21 protein-coding genes and 1 riboswitch are annotated in these 19,041 nt (G+C 61.8%); of the genes, 6 read left to right on the top strand and 15 right to left on the bottom strand.

Annotated features, from left to right (window positions below; all coding sequences use genetic code 11):
- Positions 1-15 precede the first annotated feature (15 nt).
- Positions 16-2,010, top strand: coding sequence for a ribosomal protection-like ABC-F family protein (gene abc-f / locus VIO10_RS11220; protein WP_331963848.1), 1,995 nt, complete (start codon positions 16-18; stop codon positions 2,008-2,010).
- A gap of 23 nt (positions 2,011-2,033) precedes the next feature.
- Here abc-f and VIO10_RS11215 read toward each other — a convergent pair whose 3' ends face one another.
- The 4 genes from VIO10_RS11215 to VIO10_RS11200 all read right to left on the bottom strand — a co-directional run bounded on the left by VIO10_RS11215 (position 2,034) and on the right by VIO10_RS11200 (position 5,444).
- Entirely contained in the window at positions 2,034-3,191 is a 1,158-nt protein-coding gene (locus tag VIO10_RS11215) for an epoxide hydrolase (protein ID WP_331963845.1), read from the bottom strand.
- A 69-nt stretch (positions 3,192-3,260) separates the two neighbouring features.
- Positions 3,261-3,692 (bottom strand): GatB/YqeY domain-containing protein, encoded by a 432-nt coding sequence (locus VIO10_RS11210; protein ID WP_331963842.1) that lies wholly within the window; start codon positions 3,690-3,692, stop codon positions 3,261-3,263.
- 201 nt (positions 3,693-3,893) lie between these two features.
- Positions 3,894-4,415, bottom strand: a complete 522-nt coding sequence (locus tag VIO10_RS11205; protein ID WP_331963839.1) for a hypothetical protein — start codon at positions 4,413-4,415, stop codon at positions 3,894-3,896.
- A 108-nt stretch (positions 4,416-4,523) separates the two neighbouring features.
- On the bottom strand, positions 4,524-5,444 hold the full coding sequence (locus VIO10_RS11200; RefSeq protein ID WP_331963836.1) for an energy transducer TonB: 921 nt from the start codon (positions 5,442-5,444) through the stop codon (positions 4,524-4,526).
- Between the two features lie 156 nt (positions 5,445-5,600).
- A riboswitch (cobalamin riboswitch) is annotated at positions 5,601-5,687 on the bottom strand.
- A 344-nt stretch (positions 5,688-6,031) separates the two neighbouring features.
- Here VIO10_RS11200 and VIO10_RS11195 point away from each other — a divergent pair.
- The 4 genes from VIO10_RS11195 (at position 6,032) to VIO10_RS11180 (ending at position 9,229) form a co-directional block, all read left to right on the top strand.
- Entirely contained in the window at positions 6,032-7,333 is a 1,302-nt protein-coding gene (locus tag VIO10_RS11195; protein WP_331963833.1) for an LLM class flavin-dependent oxidoreductase, read from the top strand.
- Positions 7,330-8,112, top strand: coding sequence for an alpha/beta fold hydrolase (locus VIO10_RS11190; protein WP_331963830.1), 783 nt, complete (start codon positions 7,330-7,332; stop codon positions 8,110-8,112). The genes VIO10_RS11195 and VIO10_RS11190 overlap by 4 nt, the downstream gene beginning before the upstream one ends.
- Positions 8,113-8,118: 6 nt before the next feature.
- Positions 8,119-8,550 carry a hypothetical protein gene (locus VIO10_RS11185; RefSeq protein WP_331963827.1) on the top strand — a complete coding sequence of 144 codons (432 nt, stop codon included), beginning with the start codon at positions 8,119-8,121 and terminating at the stop codon, positions 8,548-8,550.
- Positions 8,551-8,620: 70 nt separating this feature from the next.
- A complete protein-coding gene (locus tag VIO10_RS11180) occupies positions 8,621-9,229 on the top strand; it encodes a glutathione S-transferase (protein ID WP_331963824.1) in 609 nt (202 codons plus the stop codon).
- Positions 9,230-9,302: 73 nt separating this feature from the next.
- Here the strand turns inward: VIO10_RS11180 and VIO10_RS11175 are convergent, their stop codons facing one another.
- The 10 genes from VIO10_RS11175 to coxB form a co-directional block, all read right to left on the bottom strand.
- On the bottom strand, positions 9,303-9,767 hold the full coding sequence (locus VIO10_RS11175) for a DUF420 domain-containing protein (RefSeq protein WP_331963821.1): 465 nt from the start codon (positions 9,765-9,767) through the stop codon (positions 9,303-9,305).
- 13 nt (positions 9,768-9,780) lie between these two features.
- Positions 9,781-10,185: a cytochrome C oxidase subunit IV family protein gene (locus VIO10_RS11170; RefSeq protein WP_331963818.1), complete on the bottom strand. Its 405-nt coding sequence runs from the start codon at positions 10,183-10,185 to the stop codon at positions 9,781-9,783.
- Positions 10,186-10,232: 47 nt separating this feature from the next.
- Complete coding sequence (locus VIO10_RS11165; protein WP_331963815.1) at positions 10,233-10,856, bottom strand: heme-copper oxidase subunit III; 624 nt, start codon at positions 10,854-10,856, stop codon at positions 10,233-10,235.
- A 69-nt stretch (positions 10,857-10,925) separates the two neighbouring features.
- The gene (locus tag VIO10_RS11160) at positions 10,926-11,189 is read right to left on the bottom strand and encodes a hypothetical protein (RefSeq protein WP_331963812.1); all 264 of its coding nucleotides are present in this window, start codon (positions 11,187-11,189) and stop codon (positions 10,926-10,928) included.
- 33 nt (positions 11,190-11,222) lie between these two features.
- Entirely contained in the window at positions 11,223-11,882 is a 660-nt protein-coding gene (locus VIO10_RS11155; protein ID WP_331963809.1) for a cytochrome c oxidase subunit 3, read from the bottom strand.
- 1 nt (position 11,883) lies between these two features.
- Entirely contained in the window at positions 11,884-12,006 is a 123-nt protein-coding gene (locus VIO10_RS11150) for a hypothetical protein (RefSeq protein ID WP_331963806.1), read from the bottom strand.
- An 8-nt stretch (positions 12,007-12,014) separates the two neighbouring features.
- Positions 12,015-12,908: a heme o synthase gene (gene cyoE / locus VIO10_RS11145; protein ID WP_331963803.1), complete on the bottom strand. Its 894-nt coding sequence runs from the start codon at positions 12,906-12,908 to the stop codon at positions 12,015-12,017.
- 8 nt (positions 12,909-12,916) lie between these two features.
- Positions 12,917-13,912 carry a COX15/CtaA family protein gene (locus VIO10_RS11140; RefSeq protein ID WP_331963800.1) on the bottom strand — a complete coding sequence of 332 codons (996 nt, stop codon included), beginning with the start codon at positions 13,910-13,912 and terminating at the stop codon, positions 12,917-12,919.
- A 6-nt stretch (positions 13,913-13,918) separates the two neighbouring features.
- Positions 13,919-15,685, bottom strand: coding sequence for a cytochrome c oxidase subunit I (locus VIO10_RS11135; protein ID WP_331963797.1), 1,767 nt, complete (start codon positions 15,683-15,685; stop codon positions 13,919-13,921).
- Positions 15,682-16,386 carry a cytochrome c oxidase subunit II gene (gene coxB, locus VIO10_RS11130; RefSeq protein WP_331963794.1) on the bottom strand — a complete coding sequence of 235 codons (705 nt, stop codon included), beginning with the start codon at positions 16,384-16,386 and terminating at the stop codon, positions 15,682-15,684. Before coxB ends, VIO10_RS11135 begins: the two co-directional genes overlap by 4 nt.
- A 342-nt stretch (positions 16,387-16,728) precedes the next feature.
- Here coxB and VIO10_RS11125 point away from each other — a divergent pair, with 342 nt between their 5' ends.
- Positions 16,729-18,513 (top strand): long-chain fatty acid--CoA ligase, encoded by a 1,785-nt coding sequence (locus tag VIO10_RS11125; protein WP_331963791.1) that lies wholly within the window; start codon positions 16,729-16,731, stop codon positions 18,511-18,513.
- Between the two features lie 17 nt (positions 18,514-18,530).
- Here VIO10_RS11125 and VIO10_RS11120 read toward each other — a convergent pair whose 3' ends face one another.
- Entirely contained in the window at positions 18,531-19,025 is a 495-nt protein-coding gene (locus tag VIO10_RS11120; protein ID WP_331963788.1) for a GreA/GreB family elongation factor, read from the bottom strand.
- Between the last annotated feature and the right edge of the window lie 16 nt (positions 19,026-19,041).

Below are 19,041 nucleotides of genomic sequence, written 5' to 3'. Positions count from 1 at the left end.
GATGACCTTTTCACCATGCTTAGTCTCGACAACCTTTCCAAGTCTTACGGGGGCCGCAAGATCCTCGACCGGGTGAGCTGGTCGATGGCCGACGACGGGCGGGTGGGCCTGGTCGGACTCAACGGCGCGGGCAAATCGACCCTGCTCAAGATGATCGCCGAAGTGATCCCGCTGGATTCGGGCCGAATCACCCGTCCGCAGCGCACCCGGGTCGGATACCTGGCGCAGGACGCTCCGGAGATGGGCGGAAGATCCGTGCTGCGCGAGACGCTGGCGGCGCTGGACCGGATGCAGGCGCTCGACCTGCGACGCAAGGAAGTCGAGCAGATTCTCGTCCACGAGCATCGCGGGCCGGCGCACGACGCCGCGCTCGAGGAATTGGGCGAGGTGCTGACCGAGCTCGAACGGCACGACTTTTACAGCGCCGAAAGCCGCGCCACGTCGGTGCTGTTCGGGCTGGGCTTCACCGATGAAGACCTCGGCCGCGACGTCGCCGAATTTTCGGGCGGAATCCGGATGCGGATTGCGCTGGCGAAGCTCCTGCTCGACGCGCCCGAGTTCATGATGCTCGACGAGCCCACCAATCACCTGGATATCGAGGCGCGCAACTGGCTCGAGGATTATCTGTGCGCCTACCAGGGCGGGATCATCCTGGTCTCGCACGATCGCTACTTTCTGGACCGCGTCACCACGCGCACCGTCGAAGTGTCGCGCGGGCGGCTCACCGAATACCTCGGCGGCTACTCGCGGTATCTCGTTGCGCGCGAGGAACGCTTCGCCGCCGAGATGGCGGCGTACGAGAAACAGCGCCTCGAAATCGGGCACATGGAGAGTTTCATCAGCCGGTTCCGCTACCAGGCGAGCAAGGCGCGCCTGGTGCAAAGCCGCATCAAGCAACTCGACAAGCTCGAACGCCTCGAACCGCCGGAAGGAGCGCAGAAGCCGCCGGCGATTTCGTTTCCGAAATGCGACCGGAGCACGCGGCGGGTTTTCGAACTCAAGGGCGCGGTCAAACGCTACGGCGCACTGACGGTTTACGATGGCGTCGACCTGACAATCGAGCGCGGCGCGCGAATCGCGCTGGTCGGTCCCAACGGATCGGGAAAATCCACGATGATGAAGCTGCTGGCGGGCGTCGAAGCCATCACCGGCGGCGAGCGAATCGTCGGCGCCAGCGTGCAGGCTGGATACTTCGCGCAGAATCTCGCCGAGTCGCTCTCATATGAAAAGACCGTGCTCGAAGAACTGAGCGACAGCGCGCAAGGCCGCACGATGGCGGAGATTCGTTCGATTCTCGGCGCGATGCTGTTCTCGGGCGACGACGTGTACAAGCGCGTGCAAGTGCTCTCGGGCGGCGAGCGCGCGCGCCTGGCGCTGGCGAAGGTGTTGGCGCGGCCGAGCAATTGCCTGTTGCTCGACGAGCCGACCAACAACCTCGACATCATCGCCAAGGACACGCTGCTCGACGCGCTCAGGCGATTTCCGGGTACCGTTATTATAGTCAGCCATGATCGTTTCATTCTCAATGAGCTGGTGACCGAGGTGCTCGAAGTCGGCCAGGGCCATGCGATTCGCTACCTCGGCAACTACGATGAATACCTCGAGAAGAAGGCGCAGTCCGGCGCAGCGCTGCCGCCCTCGTCGCAGCCGATGCGGTCCGGGCCGGTGCAATTGCGCGATACGCGCGGCAACAACGGAAATACGTCGCGTCCAAGAAAAGCGCAGCCGCCGAAGGCCGCCCAGCCGGTGAAGGCCGGGCATCCGGCAAATGACGATCGCGACGCGCTTCGCAGGCGCGAACGTATCGCGCGCCAGCGGACTCAGATCGAAGCCGGAATCGAGCAGCGGGAAACCGAACGCGCGGCGCTCTCCAGCGAGATGAACGACCCCAACTTCTATCTCGCGCGAAAAGACGCCGACGATCTGATCGCACGCTACGAACGATTGGGCCGCGAGATCGAAAAGCTATACGCGGACCTGGTCAAGTTCGACGAAGCCGCCTCCGCCTGAGCGCGCCCCGCAAGCCCGCGCGCTCAGCTCAACTCTCGGTAAAATTCGCGAATGTCGGCGGCCAGCAGTTGCGGCTCCTCCATCGCGGCGAAATGCCCGCCCTTCGGCATCGCGGTCCATCGCCGCACGTTGTACGCGCGCTCGGCCCAATGCCGCGGCGGACGCACCAGCTCCGCCGGGAACATCGCGACTGCGGTGGGCGCCTCGATTCGCGTCCCGGGCTGGAGCCGCCACGGATGATGGCGCGCCTCGTAGTACAGCCGGGTCGATGAATTAATCGTCTGCGTGACCCAGTAGATCATCACGTTGGTCAGCAGCTGGTCGCGGGTAAAGCTCTGCTCGACGTCGCCATGACAATCACTCCAGGTGCGGAATTTCTCGACGATCCACGCCGCCAGTCCGGCCGGCGAATCGTTGAGCCCGTAGGCGAGCGTCTGCGGCTTGGTGCCCTGGATCCACTGGTATCCGGTCTCGGCGGTGCGGAATCTTTCCATGTCGCCGAGAAACACCTTCTCTTCGGGCGTGAGCTCGGGCGCGCTGCGTCCTTCGGCGGGCCCGATCGCAATCATGTTGAGATGGATGCCGAAGACGCTGTCGGCGTGCACCTCGCCGATTCGCGACGCGATCGCGGCGCCCCAGTCTCCGCCCTGCACCGCGTAGCGCCGGTAGCCGAGCACCCCGGTCATCAGCTGGTGAAACAGCTCCGCCATCGCCTGGATATTCATCGCGCGAGCGCGCGGACGATCCGAAAACCCGTAGCCGGGCAGCGACGGCGCGATCACGGTGAACGAATCTTTTGCGTCGCCGCCGTGCGCCGCCGGATCGGTGAGCATCGGGATTAGTTCCATGAACTCGTAAATCGATCCCGGCCATCCATGAATCAAAAGAATCGGCCTGGGATTCGCGCCGCTGCCTTTTTCGTGAATGAAGTGAACTCCGAGTCCGTCAACGCTCGCCTTGAAATGCGCGAAGCGATTGATTTCGCGCTCATGCGCGCGCCAGTCGTATTTGGTTCGCCAGTACTCGACCAGTTCCTTCAGATAGGCGAGATTGGTTCCATACTCCCACGCGGTATCAATAACCTCGTCGGGAAAACGCGTGTTGTCGAGCCGCGCGCGCAAGTCGGTGAGCACTTCGTCGGGCACCTCGACGCGCAACGGCTCGATTTTGCCACCGCCCATGAGAACCTCCCCGGCAAGGTCAATCGCCCGCCCAAACTGGCAAGCCGATCGACACTGACACTGAAAAAACTACTTCTTCGCGAGCGCTTGCCTGGCGAGTTCGCTGGCAGTCTTGCCGTCAAGCCCGGCGCCGAACTTGTCGCGCAGCGCCTTCATGATCGCACCTATCTGCGACGCGCCCGCCGCAATCGCAGCCGCAATTTCCGCGCGCACTTCATCGGGCGAGGCCGCGGCGGGCAAATACGACTCGAGGATTTTTGCCTCGGTCTCGTTCTGCTCGATCAGATCCTGGCGGGCCGCTTTGCGCGCAAATTCCAGCGCTTCTTCGCGCTTGGCCCGCTCGCGCTTGATTATTTGCAGAATCTCGGCGTCGTTGGGGTCGCGGCGAACGTCTTTTTCGAGACGCGAAATCTCGGACAACACGCCGCGCAACGCCATCATGCGCAGCTTGTCGCCGCTCTTCATCGCGGCCTTGAGATCGTCCTGAATCTTGCTTTTCATTTTTTCAGTGACGCGGATTTACTTTGCGCCACGGCGATCAAACCCAACGCGGCCGACGTGGCCGCGATTCCTGTTCGCGCATTCAGTGACGCGGACCTTTTCAGTGACGCGGATTTACTTTGTGTCACCGCGATCAAACCCAACGCGGCCGGCGTGGCCGCGACGCCTGTTTCCGCAGACCGCAATAGCATCTCGGAAAAACTACTTATGCGCGGCCGCCGTGCCCTTGGTCTCGACATCCTCCCATTTCGGAGGTTCGACTTCGGTCCACTTGCTGCCGTCGAGACGGTAGTTGAACACCAATATCTTCTGCTTGCCGGTCGGCCTTCCTTTGCCCTCGCCGGTTTTGGACGGCGTGTACTCGGCCGCCTGCAGTTTCGCGAGCACGGTCCAGTGTCCCTCCTTCATCGCCGGCAGATACAAGAACTTTGCGTGCTCGAGATCGACGTACGCCTTGCCCGACGCCTTCTTCTCGCTCTCGTCACTCAGATAGGAATCGGATTCGTTCGCGACAGTGTCGCTCAGCGCCTGGCGTTGCGCCGGGGGAATGGGATTCGACCTGCCGGTACCAGCAGCACTCGGACCGGCAGCATTCGGACCGGCAGGACCGCTGTTCTTGTAAAGATCCTTCTTGACTTCGATCGCGCGTGCGCTGTTGGGCGCGAGAATCGCCGCGACAATCAGCCCCGCCACCACCAGAGTAGTACACGGTTTCGCAGCCATCTTTCCTACCCTCCTCGAATTTGGCTTATATCACGGCTTCTCCGGATTAGCACGACTGCGACGACCAGCGCATGGCGATTGCGGGAGCGCAGGTCAAGGGCGGGAATCTCAGTGGGTAGCGTTTGCCTCGATCAAAGCAAAGCGTATCGGAACCAGCACCCAGCTTTCGACGGCAATCCCGCCGTGGCGGGCCGGCACAAAGCGCCATCGCGACCGAACTGTTTCCAGCGCGGCGTCGTCGAGCGTGTCGAAACCCGACGAATCCGCAACTTCGGCACGCTCTACGGAACCGTCAGCGCCGACCAGCACGCTGACCGTCACGGTGCCCTGCTGGGCGCGTCGCCGCGCGACGGCAGGGTAAGCGGGGGGAGGATTTGCCGCGTAATCGGCGTGGGCGATCGAATTTGGATCGCCACCGCTACCGCCGTCGCCGTTGCCGTTGCCGGCGGCTGCCGCTGCTCCGCCGCTTGGTCCCGCGGCGGCGCCGATGCCGGAAACGGCCGCCGAAAAAGAACCGGACGCGCCGCCCGGTGAATCGTCGCGATTGTGCCAATGCTCGTCATGCTCTGAATCTGCCGATCGCGCGGGCGCGAGCGAGCGCACCGGCGCCAGACTGGCGACTTCGGAATCCGGGTCTTCAACGCGGTGACGCGGCTTGCGCGCGGCCCGCGGCGGTGCCGACCGCGGCGGTGCCGACCGCGGCGTCGCATCCGCCAGCTTTTTCTGTTGCCTTCGCTGATCGACAGAAACCGATTCAGGATTCGCGCGCGGCCCGCCGTTCGCATGAATCGACGCGGCCCCGGACGCGCCATCGCGCGCGCCGCCGCGTCCGGCAGCGCCGTCTGTCCCTTCGACGAGATAGGCGACAACCCAATCGCCGGGCGCGGTGGCCATCGGCGACGCAAAACACACGATCAAACCGACAATCGCCACGTGAGCCGCTATCGAAGCTGCAAACGACGCCACATGACGACTCGGGCGCCGCCCGACCGCATCATATGAAAATTGCGATTTGTTCTGTTCGTCCAACGTCGCCCGGCCGGGCTGAAACTTCGCGGATGGAAATGGAAGCGGCCAGGAGCGACGAACGACTACGCGGCAGTACGGCGCCGGCAGTAGTCACTGAAAAGACTCCTGAAGCCTCCCTCTCCCGCGAAGGTTCTTTCGGCTCCATCGATTCGACCCGGTCGCCTGACTCGACGAGCGCCGCGACTCTCGCGCGACGCTCAGCCTTACAGTTGCGGGGCAGCGCCGGTATCTCACCGGCTTCCCCGGGCGAATCTCAGAGAACACTACGCGCCTTGAGCGCCAAGTCAACCGCCGGCTAGTCATGCATTTCGAAGCCGAAGACGTGGACGCGCGCTACCGAGCCCTCCAAGGCGAAGCCCGCATCTTTTCCTCACTAAGGTGCAGGGGTTACCCCTGCCCAAGGAAGTGGGAAACCCACGATGGGTTTCACATTACAATCAAGTGATTTACTCTTCCCCTCCTCACCCGGCCGTTTGACAGTTTTCGCACAATTACGGAAGACTCGATCTCGGCGGAGGTCGGCGTCCATCCCCGCGCGCAGTCGCGGCGGGAGTGAACCGTCCTAATGCCACGAGGGAGAAAGGCTTATGAAGTTTACCTGGTTCCATCTGATGCCGTATCGATTCCTGCCCGCAGACTTCAAGGAAAAGTATCGCAGCGTGTGGGTCGATATCCCGCGCGACCTGTACGATCCGAAAGTCGGGCATCGTCTCTATAATGACTACCTCGATCAGCTCGAATACGCCGACGCGATGGGCTTCGACGGGCTGGGCGTCAACGAGCATCATCAGAACGCATACGGGTTGATGCCGTCGCCGAATATCATGGCGGCCGCGCTCAGCCGGCGCACGCGCAACGCGAGCCTGGTCGTGCTGGGCAACTCGATCGCGCTCTACAATCCGCCGATTCGGGTCGCCGAGGAATTCGCGATGCTCGACGTGATCTCGGGCGGGCGCCTGGTCGCGGGATTCCCGGTCGGCACCTCGATGGATACCAACTTCTGTTACGGCGAGGTCCCGGCCACGATTCGGGAGAAGTACTACGAGGCCCACGACCTGATCATCAAGGCGTGGACGGCGAAGGATGTCTTCTCGTTCAACGGCAAGTACACCAAGCTGCGCTACGTCAACCTGTGGCCAAGACCGCTCCAGCAGCCGCATCCGCCGGTCTGGATTCCGGGGGGAGGCTCGGTCGAGACCTACGACTTCTGCGCCGACCACGGCTATCAGTACAGCTTCCTTTCCTACTTCGGGTACATCGCGGGCAAGAAGGTCGCCGACGGCTACTGGGAAGTCATGGCGAAGAAGAACAAGGAATTGAATCCTTACAGCCTCGGCTTCGCGCAGGTGGTTGCGGTCTCGGAGACCGATGAGCAGGCGGAGAAGGACTACGCCCCGCACATGGATTACTTCTACAACCGCTGCCTGCACGTCTATAACGGCTTCGCCGACGCTCCGGGCTATCGCACGGTGAAGACGATCAAGGCCGGAATGCTCGGCCAGGTCGGCCAGCAGGCGGCGATGCGGCGTGAAGGTCTCGAGTGGAAGGACTTCGTCGAGCAGGGCTTCGTGATTGCGGGTTCGCCCAAGACGGTGCGCGAGCGCCTGCGCGAGGCGATGAAGTCGCTCAACTGCGGGCATCTGATGATGATCATGCAGGTTGGCTCGATGCCTCCGGAACTGGTGCGCAAGAGCACCACTCTGTTCGCCACCGAGGTCATGCCGCACATGCGCGACCTGTGGAGCGGCTTCGAGGACAAGTGGTCGCCGAAGCGGATGGCGCAAAATGAGATTGCGATGCCGGCCGCCGTCCATTTCCAGAGGACCGAAGTCAACGGCAAGGCGCGCGCGGCCGCGCCGGGCGCGGCGGAGGTCCGGGGCGCGAAATGAACACGACTCAGAAACTTCTAAACGGAAAGTTCTCGCTCGAGATGCAGGTTTATGGGAGCGGCGAGCCGATCCTGTACCTGCACGGCGCGGGTGGACTGATGCCGGTCGAGCCGTTCCTTGAGGATCTCGGGGCGCAGTTCAAAGTCTATGCGCCACAATTTCCCGGCTACGGCGAATCCACGGGCAGCGAGCATATCGACGACATCGCGGACGCGGTGCTGTTCTATCACGAGTTGATGGACGAACTCGGCATCCCGAGCGCCAACCTCGTCGGCCATTCGATGGGCGGGATGATTGCGGCCGAGGTCGCGGCGTTCGACGTGCATCGCGCCAGAAAGCTGGTGCTGATCGCGCCGGCCGGTTTCTGGATCGACGAAGTGCCGATACCCGACCTGTTCGCCGCGCAGCTTACCGAGATTGCGGGGCTGCTGTTCCACGATCCCAATTCGCCCGCGGCGCAAATGATGACCTTGATACCGTCGGACTTCAAAGCGCTCGAAACGATGTACGTCGAGCGGGTGAAGCGGCTGGCGGTGGCGGGCAAATTTCTGTGGCCGATCCCCGACCGCGGCCTCAAGAAGCGCGCCTATCGCATTGCCGCGCCGACCCTGCTCTTGTGGGGCGACGACGACAAGCTGATTCCGGCGGCCTATGCCAGGGAATTCACCAGCCGCATCAAAAACAGCAGGCTCGAAATAATCAAGAATGCAGGCCACATGGTGATGTACGAGCAGCAGGAAGCGCTCGTCGGCGCAATCGGAAAATTCCTGAAAGGTTGACCGCGCATGGCAATCGAAACGTCGGATTCCACTGGCGCGTCGCGGGGATGGTTCCTCACCCTGATGACGGTGCTGTTTATCGTCCTGGCACTTTCCGATTTCACCAAGGCGCTGCAATTCGCCCAGAATCCAGCGGTGGGCGGCCTGGTGGTTTTCGGTCACAAGTTCCACGGCGTCGCGAAGAACCTTGTGCTCGGTCCGCTGTTCGGCGTCGTGTTCCTCATCTACGCCCACGGCATCTGGAACATGCGAGCGTGGGTGATCCCGCTCTCGATCGTCTATGCGTTCTACGTTCCCTACAACCTGGTGCTGTTCTGGTACACGCAGCCTGAGGGGCCGCGCCCGATTGGGTTCATCGTAGGCTATCTGGCGATCGCGCTCATCGGTTCGATCGGCACGGCGATCTATCTCGCCTATCATCGCGGGCGGCTGAGTTGAGAGTCGCGCCGATGAATCCAGGGATTTTTTGGGAGTTGACGGCGACGCGGCACAGTTTTAAATTGCAACTATGAAAATTTACGATTTTACCGGAGCTCCGAATCCACGCCGCGTGCGCGTCTTTCTCGCGGAAAAAGGCATCAGCGTTCCCTACGAGCAGGTCAATCTTGCTACTGCCGACAATCGCAAGCCCGCGTTCCTGAAAATTAATCCGATGGGCGGGGTGCCGGTGCTCGAACTTGACGACGGTACTCATATCCCGGAGTCGGTCGCGATTTGCCGCTACTTCGAGGAAACCAAGCCCGAGCCGCGACTGATGGGCGTTGACGCGAAGGACAAGGCCGTGGTCGAGATGTGGAACCGGCGGATGGAGTTCGAGATCTTGTGGATGACGGCGGGCGCGTTCCGCAACACCAGCGACTTCTTCAAGGGACGCATCCCGCAAGTTAAGGAGTACGGCGAAATCTGCCGAAGCGCGGCAGTCAAACGGTTGGAATGGCTCGACACGGTGCTCGCCGATCGCGAGTTCATCGCGGGACCGCGCTACACGATTGCGGACATCACGGCGCTGATCGGAATCGATTTCGGCCGGCTGACTGGGATCAAGGTCGAGGAGAATCAGAAGAACCTCGCGCGATGGCATCACGCGGTATCGAGCCGTCCCAGCGCCAAGGCATAGCGCCGACTCACCTCATCGAAGCATGACAGAAGATTGGGGCGGTTCGCGGGGAGCGGACCGCCCCGTTTTTTTTTCAGCGCGAGGCGGACTGGGCGACGACCGTCGGCGGATAAATCGGCGTGTAAATCCGGTACAGCATCAGGTAAACAATCACGCCGGTCACCGACACGTACATCCACAGCGGCCAGGTCCATCGCGCGATTCGGCGATGGCGCTTGAAATTGCCGCGGAGCGCGAACCAAATCGTCGCAAACACCAGCGGCACGATCGCACCGGCCAGGATCACGTGCGGAATCAGAATCGAGAAGTATAGCGAGCGGACCCAGCCTTCGCCGCTGAAGTGCACGTTGCCGACGTTGTAGTGATAGACGAGATATGACGTCAGGAAAGCGGCGGAGAAACCCATCGCGCCGATCATGCATGCGCGATGCGCTCGCACCCAGCCGTTCTTGATGAAGATGAATCCGGCCAGCAGCAGAACCGTGGCGCATCCATTGAGGAGCGCGTTGAGCGGCGCCAGCGAATGATAAGAATCCAAGTTCCCCAAGCTTTCAAAGTTGCGGAATCGGCGCCTGCACTGGAGGCGGCGCGACCGGGTGCGCACCCATCTCGGCCGGATTCGTCACCTTGATCTTGTGATCGAACTTCGTCCACATCCGCGTCGTCAGATCGGGCAGCAGCATGAAGCACAGAAAGGTGACCAGCACTATCGGAATAATTGCGATGAGCGCGAGCGCCCTTTTTTCCATCGCCAGATGCATGAAGTACATCGCCACCAGCACGGCCTTGGCCCACGCCAGCGCGATCAGCAGGCCGACTTTGGCGACGTGCGGCAAGCCGGTCGCATACACGCCCAGCTCGATTCCGGTCAAAATCGCCAAGTAGATAAAAACCGCAATGTAGTTCGGCCCGCTATGATCAACCTCGTAGCTTGAAATCGCCGCTTGCGTCGTCATGGCTTTAATTTCATCTCCAGACCGTAGTCGTTGGAAAAACTGGCGTCCTAAATCAGGTAGATGAAGGTAAAGATCAGGATCCAGACCAAGTCAACGAAGTGCCAGTAGAGACCCGCGATCTCGACCAGGCCGGCTTTCGCCTGCGGCAACTTGCCCATCCTTCCGCGAATCAGCAACACGCTATTGTACACCACGCCGCCGAAAACGTGGCAGCCGTGAAAGCCGGTCAGGATGAAGAAGGTCGCGTCGAACAAGTCGCGCTGGATCGACATCCCTTTTTCGGCGATCAAGTGATGCCACTCGAACGCCTGCATCCCAAGGAACACGATCCCGCCGAGGACGGTCAGCGCCATGAAGGTTTGGAACTTCGACTGCCTGCCGTGTTGAACGCCGTCGAGCGCCTCGACCATCGTGACGCTCGAGCAGATCAGGATGAAGGTCATGATCGCGGTGGTGGTGATTCCCAGGTAGTCGGCAGGCGTCGGCCAGTTGGGATTGTTGATGCGCAGCGCGCCGTAGGCCGCGATTCCGGCGCCGAAAGTCATTGCGTCGCCGACCAGGAACGTCCACATCCCGAGCTTGCCGAGGTTTCCCGGGGTCAGCGACGGTTCCAACTGATCGGCGTGCACGGCGCCGCGATCGTGGGTCTTTACTGCAGCGGCCTCGCTCATCGCAACCATCCTTTTCGGGGCAAATGGCTATAGCCAGTGCTCACTTGAAATGACTACCCTCGTCACCGATCAGCGCTTCGCGATGGTGGGAGGAGCGGAGTTCCGGTCCTGGCGAATCGACCGCCGATAAACGAAGTAAGTAATCCCGCCGATTGCGGCAAACGAGGCATACGGCGACGCCATCAGGAACAGCGCGCTGGCCTTGTACGCGTGGAGCGCGTGACTGCCCTCCGAGAGCCCGCACGTCGCGCACGCGCTGGCCAGCCGCGGGGCCGCCGCGACAATCGCGCTCACGATGGTTATGGCCGCGGCCTTGAGCTTTCTTTTTTTCATTTTTTCACTGCCCCGATTTCCCCACGGACAAAGCTACATCAGATATACCAGCCCAAACAGCAGCGGCCAGACCGCGCAGACGAAATACCAGTACACGGCGCATACCTCAATCCCGCCGGCGTTACGAGCGTTGTACCTGCCGCCGAGCGCAGCCATCGCCACGCACGCGAGCCAAATGACCCCGGCCGTCACGTGCGCGCCGTGGCATCCGATCAGCAAATAAAAGGTGCCCCCGTACGTGCCGCTGGAAAGCTTGAGGCCGTGCGCGACCAGCCGCACCCATTCGCTGCCCTGCACCGCAAGAAACGTCACGCCGAGCGCGAGCGTTGCCAATAGATAACGGCGCAGCAGGCGCTGGCGGCTGCGATGCACCGCGCGCAGCGCGAGCGTCATCGTGAGCGCGCTCGACAACAGCACCAAGGTGTTCACCCAGGTGACCGCAATCGGCAGCCGCGGCAAGGCGGGCGGCGGCCAGAAGGCGGCTTGGAGGCGGAAGATCAGGAATGAGCCGATGAGCCCGCTGAACAGCATCATCTCCGCCGCGATCAACATCATGATCGCGAGCATCGCGCTGCTGATGAAGGCGCGCTCGCTTTGATCGCCGCCCGCGCCGGAGTCGGACGATCGGCCGCGCCGGATCGGCGCCACCAACGGAAGTACTTTCGCGGTCGATGCTGTCACGCCGGGCGCCATATCAATGCTTCATCAGAATCGTCACGACTGAGACCGCTACCAGCAGGATCATCACGCCGATCAGTATCTTCAGCGTCCGCCAGATGTCCTCTTTGCGCTCCTCGCGCTTCACCAGGCCAGCCACGGCGGTTCTCACACGCGATCCAACACGAGCACCAGCCACACGATGGGCAAATAAACCAGCGACGCGAGCAACACCCGGCGCGCCGCGCGCGAATTACCGGGCGAACGGACCATCGCAAATCCAAACATCAACATGCCCAGCCCAAGCGCGGATGCGATTACCATGTAAGGGATTCCAGCGAAGCCAAGCATGGTCGGGACGATTCCGACCGCGACGAGTCCGAGGCACCCGGCAATTACCACCGGATTCGAAGGATTTCCCCCGCGCGCAGTATCATCCGGAAGCAGCCGGATGCCGGCGCGTGCGTAGTCGATGCGGAAGAGCCGCGCGACCGCAAATGTATGCGGCAGTTGCCACAGGAACATGATCGCGAACAGCACGATCGGCTCCAAGCCGAGGCCGCCGCGCGCCGCCACCCATCCCGCCACTGGCGGGAGAGCACCGGAAACCGCGCCGACGACGTTGCACATCCAGGTATATCGCTTCAGCGGAGTGTACACGCCGAGATAAATGATTGTGATTGCGGCGATCACCGCGGCGCAGAGCGGGTTCGTCGCGAGCGTCAGGTAAACGAGGCCGGCGGCGGTCGCGCTCACGCCGAACACCAGCGCTTCGGCCGGGCGCATCCTCATGTCGGGCAGCGGACGATGGCGCGTGCGATCCATCATCGCGTCGGTGTCGCGCTCGACGTACTGATTGAGCGCCAGCGTGCCGCCGGCTGCCAAGGCGGTACCCGCCAGCAGATTCAGCGCGACGGTAACATCGAATCCCGTGCGCCCGCCCAGATAGAAACCGGCCAGCGTCGTGACCAGCACCATCAGAACAATGCGCGGCTTGGTCAGTTCGAAATAATCGCTGACGCTGCCGTGTGGCAGCGCAAGCGCAGATTCAGCGGTCGCCACTCTGACATTCACGCGGTCACCTGCCGTTCGATTACGCGCGAACTCGCGTGCGACTCGATCGCGTGGGCGCGAGACGGCGCGCCGAGGATGCGATATGCACGAAGCGTCAGCGTCAGGCTGGTCGCCAGAACCGCGGCGCCGACCGCAACGTGGCTGGTGGTCGGGAGCACCGCGCGGTCGCTCCAGATTGTGATCGCACCGAGACAAATCTGGATAACCAGCAGCAGAAACAACCCGAGCGCGGGGCGGCGAAGCGCGCCGACCTCGCGATGCGTCCGCAGCACGCGCGCGACCGTCCACAAAACCATCGCGGTGACAACCACGGCACCGCATCGATGCGCAAAATTAACCGCGATGTACTCGTTCCAGTACGGCGGCGCCAAACGGCCGAACGAAAGCGGAAAATCGGGGATCACCAGCCCGGCGCTCATGTGCCGCATCACCGCGCCGATCAAAATTTGCAGGTAAATGACGGCGGTCATCGCGGCGGCAAGTGTCGGCAGCGGGATTCGCGACGGCGGATCATCGACGTGCGGGGTCGTGCTCCAGCGCGGATTGGTGAAAATAGCGATCGATACCATCAGGCACAACAGCGCCTGAGCCGTGGCGGCGTGCGCAACCGCGATCGCCAGCGGCAACTCGAACAGCACTGTGATTCCGCCCAGCACGGCCTGCACGACGATCAGTCCGAACGCGAGCACGACAAGTTTGCGGACCCATCGCCGCGGCTCCGCGCGCCATGCCCATGCCATCAGCACCAGCGTAAGAACTACGACTGTTCCGGCAGCCAGGCGATGGCCAAATTCGAAACGGATGCCGCCCTCCCACGCCGGAATGAGTTTGCCGAACGCCAGCGGCCAGTCCGGCACGGCCAGCGCAGAACCGGTCGAGGTGACAAGTCCGCCGACGAAGATGAGGCAAAAAGTGGCGCCCGCGGTCAGCACCGCAAAGCGATGCAGTCCGCGCGCCTGCTCATCCCCGGCTGACAACTGCAACTGATTCATTCGCTGTTAGCGCGATCGCCTATCCGCCGCGTCCCTGTGGTGTTCAATCAACTGCGATTGCGGCAGATAATCCTCCGCAACCTCGGGCGAGCTGTACTCGTACGGTCCCCGGTAAACGATCGGCACCGTACCGGGCCAGTTGCCGTGCGGCGGCGGCGAAGGCGTCGTCCACTCCAGAGTATTGGCGTGCCACGGATTCTCGGTGGCCTTGGCGCCCTTGAAATAGCTCCAGATGATATTGGCCAGCAGCAGGAACTGCGCGGCGCCGAGCACGAAAGCGCTGATCGAAATAAATTCGTTAATCGGAATGATCGGCTTCAAAAAATCGTACTGCTGCGGATTGTAAATCCGGCGCATGTGTCCCGCCATCCCCAGGATGTGCATCGGGAAGAAGGTGCAATTGAACGACACGAAGGTGATCCAGAAGTGAATCTTGCCAAGCCGCTCGTTCATCATGCGGCCGAACATCTTGGGATACCAATAGGTAATTCCCGCGAAGACGCCGAACAGGCTGCCGCCAAATAGCACGTAGTGAATATGCGCGACGATGAAGTAAGTATCGTGGATGTACATGTCCACCGGCGTGCACGCCATCCAGATTCCCGACAGTCCGCCGATCACGAACATCGCGACAAACGCCAGCGCGTTCATCATCGCGGTGGTGTAATGGATGTTGCCCTTGTAGAGCGTGCCGAGCCAGTTGAAAGTCTTAATCGCCGACGGCACTCCGATGATCATCGTCGTGATCATGAAACCGCTGCCGAGCACCGGATCCATCCCCGACACGAACATGTGATGGCCCCACACGATCCACGACAGGCCCGCGATCGCGATCATCGCATACGCCATCGCGCGGTATCCGAATATGGGCTTGCGCGAAAACGTCGAGATGACGTCGGAGGCGATCCCCATCGCGGGCAGGATCATGATGTAAACCTCGGGATGGCCGAAAAACCAGAACAGATGCTGCCACAGCAGCGGCTCTCCGCCACCGGCGGGCAGAAAGAAATGGGTGCCGCCCAGTCGATCGAAGAGCAGGAGCGCGATCGCCGTCGTCAGCACCGGAAGCGCGAGCAGCAGCAGAATCGCCGTGATGAACAGCGACCAGATCGTCAGCGGCAGGCGGAAGAAGTACATGCCCTTGGTGCGCATGTTGATGATCGTGGTGATGTAGTTGATCGAGCCCATCAGCGACGACGCGCCAAGCACGATGATGCTGATGCACCATAGGTTCTGGCCCCAATCGACGCCGGTGTAGATTGGCACCGCGCTCAGCGGCGCGTACGAGGTCCATCCCGCGGCCGCAGGACCGCCGGTTACGAAGAACGAGGAAAGCAGGATCACGCCCGCGACCGCGCCGGTCCAGAACGACAGCATGTTCAGCTTGGGGAACGCCATGTCGCGCGCGCCGATCATCAGCGGGATGAGGAAGTTGCCGAAACATCCGACCAGGATCGGCATCACCACGAAGAAGATCATGATCGTGGCGTGCATCGTGAACATCGCGTTGTAGGTATTGGGCGGAATCGCGCCCTCGTACATGAACGGTTCGGGCACCCAGTGAAATCCCGGGACCTGGGTCTCCGGCCACGCCAGCTCCCAGCGCATCAGCATCGCCATCAGGCCGCCGATCGCCATCATGAACAGGGCCATGAACAGGAACTGCTTCCCGATCATCTTGTGATCTTCGGAGAAGATATAGGTGCGCCAAAAGCCGGGCGCATGAGGCTCCGCGTGCGCGCCGTGTACCGCAACCGCTGCCGTACTGCTCATTTTGGGCTAGCTCCTTCGGTCGCCGAGGGCGGCGCGGGCGGGTTTGCATACAGGTCCTTGAGCCACTTGTCGAAATCCTCTTGCGACTCGACCGTCAGATTGCCCTTCATCCCCGAATGCCCGAAGCCGCACAGCTGCGAGCACGGTATTTCGTATTGCCCGGTTTCGGTCGCTTCGAACCAGACGTGGATGATGCGGCCAGGCACCGCGTCCTGCCTCAGACGCATGTTCGGGATGTAAAAACTGTGGATGACGTCTTTCGAGGTCAGATCGACCCGCACCACTTTGTTGACCGGCACGTGCAGCTCGTTCTCGACGATGATGTCGTCCTTGGTGCCGAGTTTGCCGTCGGGCCCCGGATAAGTGAATTCCCAGTTGAACTGCTTGCCGGTCACCGCGTAGAACACCTGCCCCGGAGGGCCATGCTCCTTGATATCAGCCCACGTCGAGCGGCTCATGAACGCCAGCACGATCAGGATCGCAGCGGTCGCTGTGGTCCAGATGATCTCGAGCCGCGAATTGCCTTCAATATATTCCGCCTTGCGGCCAGGCCGGGCGCGATAGCGAATCATGAAGACCACCATCGTGATCATCACCGCGGTCCAAACCACCAGCACGATCCAGAAGATCAGCTCAAAGAGCCAATCGATTTGCGGTCCGAAGGTCGAGATGTCGTGCGGAAAATACAGATACTCGAGCATCGAAGCGTCACCTCTTCGCTGCCAATGTGCAAATTCCGGACGAGCACTCGCCGCGCCGATCAAGGCGGCCGATGCAACGTTCCAACGCCTTGCGATTCATGAACTGAGTGTGATTATGCCCGCCAGCGCAACGATCAGGGGAATGAAAAAACTTTGTTGACCCACCAAAACGTCCGCTTAAGGCTGTTCATGATATTTGCATTTCGGTAGTTAATTCAAGTGCTTCGTGGTCCCATGATCGCATCGGCTGCGGGTCCGGCAATCAGGGATTGGGGCGAGATTGGCGGCGGCAAATGTTTGGGCTACAACGGCTAGTCGAGGAAGAGGAGGTTTCTATATCTTATGCCCGATCGTGCGGCGACCATTTCCCAAGCCTTCGAGGCGCGGGCGCAGAAGTACGGTGCGCGCGTATTCTTAAAGGACAAGCCCGGCAAAGTCTGGACCGACCACTCGTGGACCGAAATCTCCGACGCCGCCGGAAAGCTTCGCGCCGGCCTGCTCGGCTTGGGCGTGCGCGCCGGCGATCGCGTCGCGATCCTCTCCGACAATTGCCCCGAATGGATCGTCGTCGATCAGGCCGTGATGGGGCTCGGCGCGATCGTCGTGCCGCTTTACACCACCAGCGGACTCGAGGAAACCGCACACGTCATCAACGACTCGGGAGCGAAAATCGTCGCGGCCAACGGGCCCGAGATGATCAAGAAAATTCTCGGTCTCGGCAGTTCGATTCCCGCCGTCGCGACAATTGTCGCCATGCATCGCGGCGCCGAATCCGCACCCGCCGCGGACGCAGCGCCCGCCATCATGACGCTCAAATCGGTGAGCGGCGATGCGCCGGCGGCGATCGTCGAGGGCAGCCGCGACGACCTCGCGACGATCATCTATACCTCGGGCACGACCGGAACGCCGAAAGGCGTGATGCTCTCGCACGGCAACCTCCTTGCCAACTGCGCCGACTCGCTTGCCGCACTTGCGCTCAACAACACCGACATGACGCTGTCGCATCTGCCGATCGCGCACTCGTTCGAACGGACCGCGGGTTACTACACCGTGGCGATCGCGGGAGGGACGATCGCGTTTGCCGAGAGCCTCGGGCAGATCGCGGCGAACCTGACCGAGGTCCAGCCGACCGTGGTGCTCACGGTGCCGCGCCTGCTCGAAGTGATACATAGCCGCGTGATGCGCACGGTGGAGGCCTCGCCTCCGATCCGCCAACGACTGTTCAAAATGGCGCTGGCGGCGGGCGAGCAAGCGGCTGAGTATCGGCATCGCGGCAAACCGGTTCCGCCCATGCTGGCACTGTCGATGGCGCTGTTCAGGCGGCTGGTCTTCGCGCGAGTGCGCGCGATCTTCGGAAATCGAATGCGCTACCTCATTTCCGGCGGCGCGCCGCTGCCGACCGAGATCAACCGCTTCCTGTCCGCCGCCGAAGTTCCAATCGTCGAAGGATATGGGCTGACCGAGGCGGCGCCCGTGGTCGCGTGCAATCTGCACAACGGCAGGACCCGAATCGGCACGGTGGGCCGGCCGCTGGCGCACATTCAGGTCGAAACGGCAGCCGACGGTGAGTTGCTGCTGCGCGGGCCGAACATCATGAAGGGTTACTACAAGCTCGAGGCCGACACCAAGGAAGCGATCGACGAAAATGGATGGCTGCATACCGGCGACATCGCGAAGATCGACGTCGAGGGTTACATCTCGATCACCGACCGCAAAAAGGAAATCATCGTGCTGTCGGGCGGCAAGAACGTGTCGCCCGCTTACGTCGAGAGCAAGCTCGTCGGCGACAAATTCATCTCGCAAGCCTGCGTGTTCGGCGACCGCCGCAAGCATCTCGCCGCGCTGATAGTGCCGGACTACGAAAATCTGGCGGAGTTTTTAAGCGACAACCAGCTCGACCCGAAAAACCCGGAGGCGCTGGCGAAATCACCGGCGTTGAAGGCGCTGCTGCATCAGCGGATTCGCGAAATCAACAAGCAGCTCTCGGACGTGGAAGCGATCGTCGGGTTCACGATCATGCAGCCGTTCACCCAGGAAAATGGCGAGCTGACGCCGTCGCTCAAGGTGCGCCGCAAGATCGTTCAGGCGCACTTCAAGCAACAGATCGACGCAATGTTCGGCGATTGATCGCGCGTGCGGCCCGGTTACTTGGTGCCGTTGTCCACGACCAGCAGCGCATGGATCGTCGTAAGCTGCTTGACCATGTACGCGCGCTTGCCCTTGGGCGTGACGACTTCGATATCGTCGTGCGCCGCCTTGCCGATCAGCGCGCGGCCCAGCGGCGACGACAGCGAGATGCGGTTCTGCGCGCCGTCAACTTCCTCCGGCACGACGATCTCGAACTCCGCGATGCCGCCCTCATCGAGATCCTCGAGCCGCACGCGGCTGCCCAGCCCGACGGTGTCGCGCGGAATCGTCTCGAGATCGATCATCGTGAGCTCGACGATTCGCGCCTCGAGGTTGCCCACCCGCGCGCGCAGGAACTCCTGACGCTGCTTGGCCATTGCCCATTCCGCGTTTTCGGACAAGTCGCCGTGCGCGCGCGCGCGCTCGAGTTCCTTGGGCAGGTCCACGGTGAGTTCGCGCTTGAGCGTTTCGAGGTCTTTTCTGAGCCGTTTGATTACCGGTAATTCAGCCATCGATAGATTACTTCCT

It is taken from the genome of Candidatus Binatus sp., from assembly GCF_036567905.1.
Taxonomy (GTDB): Bacteria; Desulfobacterota; Binatia; order Binatales; family Binataceae; genus Binatus.
Note: the sequence above shows the minus strand (reverse complement) of the source record. Positions and strands in the feature narration are given on the sequence as shown.

Coding starts and splice junctions, on each gene's coding strand:
- abc-f (WP_331963848.1), top strand. CDS start 16: ATGCTTAGTCTCGACAACCTTTCCAAGTCTTACGGGGGCCGCAAGATC.
- VIO10_RS11215 (WP_331963845.1), bottom strand. CDS start 3,191: ATGGGCGGTGGCAAAATCGAGCCGTTGCGCGTCGAGGTGCCCGACGAA.
- VIO10_RS11210 (WP_331963842.1), bottom strand. CDS start 3,692: ATGAAAAGCAAGATTCAGGACGATCTCAAGGCCGCGATGAAGAGCGGC.
- VIO10_RS11205 (WP_331963839.1), bottom strand. CDS start 4,415: ATGGCTGCGAAACCGTGTACTACTCTGGTGGTGGCGGGGCTGATTGTC.
- VIO10_RS11195 (WP_331963833.1), top strand. CDS start 6,032: ATGAAGTTTACCTGGTTCCATCTGATGCCGTATCGATTCCTGCCCGCA.
- VIO10_RS11190 (WP_331963830.1), top strand. CDS start 7,330: ATGAACACGACTCAGAAACTTCTAAACGGAAAGTTCTCGCTCGAGATG.
- VIO10_RS11185 (WP_331963827.1), top strand. CDS start 8,119: ATGGCAATCGAAACGTCGGATTCCACTGGCGCGTCGCGGGGATGGTTC.
- VIO10_RS11180 (WP_331963824.1), top strand. CDS start 8,621: ATGAAAATTTACGATTTTACCGGAGCTCCGAATCCACGCCGCGTGCGC.
- VIO10_RS11170 (WP_331963818.1), bottom strand. CDS start 10,185: ATGACGACGCAAGCGGCGATTTCAAGCTACGAGGTTGATCATAGCGGG.
- VIO10_RS11165 (WP_331963815.1), bottom strand. CDS start 10,856: ATGAGCGAGGCCGCTGCAGTAAAGACCCACGATCGCGGCGCCGTGCAC.
- VIO10_RS11160 (WP_331963812.1), bottom strand. CDS start 11,189: ATGAAAAAAAGAAAGCTCAAGGCCGCGGCCATAACCATCGTGAGCGCG.
- VIO10_RS11155 (WP_331963809.1), bottom strand. CDS start 11,882: ATGGCGCCCGGCGTGACAGCATCGACCGCGAAAGTACTTCCGTTGGTG.
- VIO10_RS11140 (WP_331963800.1), bottom strand. CDS start 13,912: ATGAATCAGTTGCAGTTGTCAGCCGGGGATGAGCAGGCGCGCGGACTG.
- VIO10_RS11135 (WP_331963797.1), bottom strand. CDS start 15,685: ATGAGCAGTACGGCAGCGGTTGCGGTACACGGCGCGCACGCGGAGCCT.
- coxB (WP_331963794.1), bottom strand. CDS start 16,386: ATGCTCGAGTATCTGTATTTTCCGCACGACATCTCGACCTTCGGACCG.
- VIO10_RS11125 (WP_331963791.1), top strand. CDS start 16,729: ATGCCCGATCGTGCGGCGACCATTTCCCAAGCCTTCGAGGCGCGGGCG.
- VIO10_RS11120 (WP_331963788.1), bottom strand. CDS start 19,025: ATGGCTGAATTACCGGTAATCAAACGGCTCAGAAAAGACCTCGAAACG.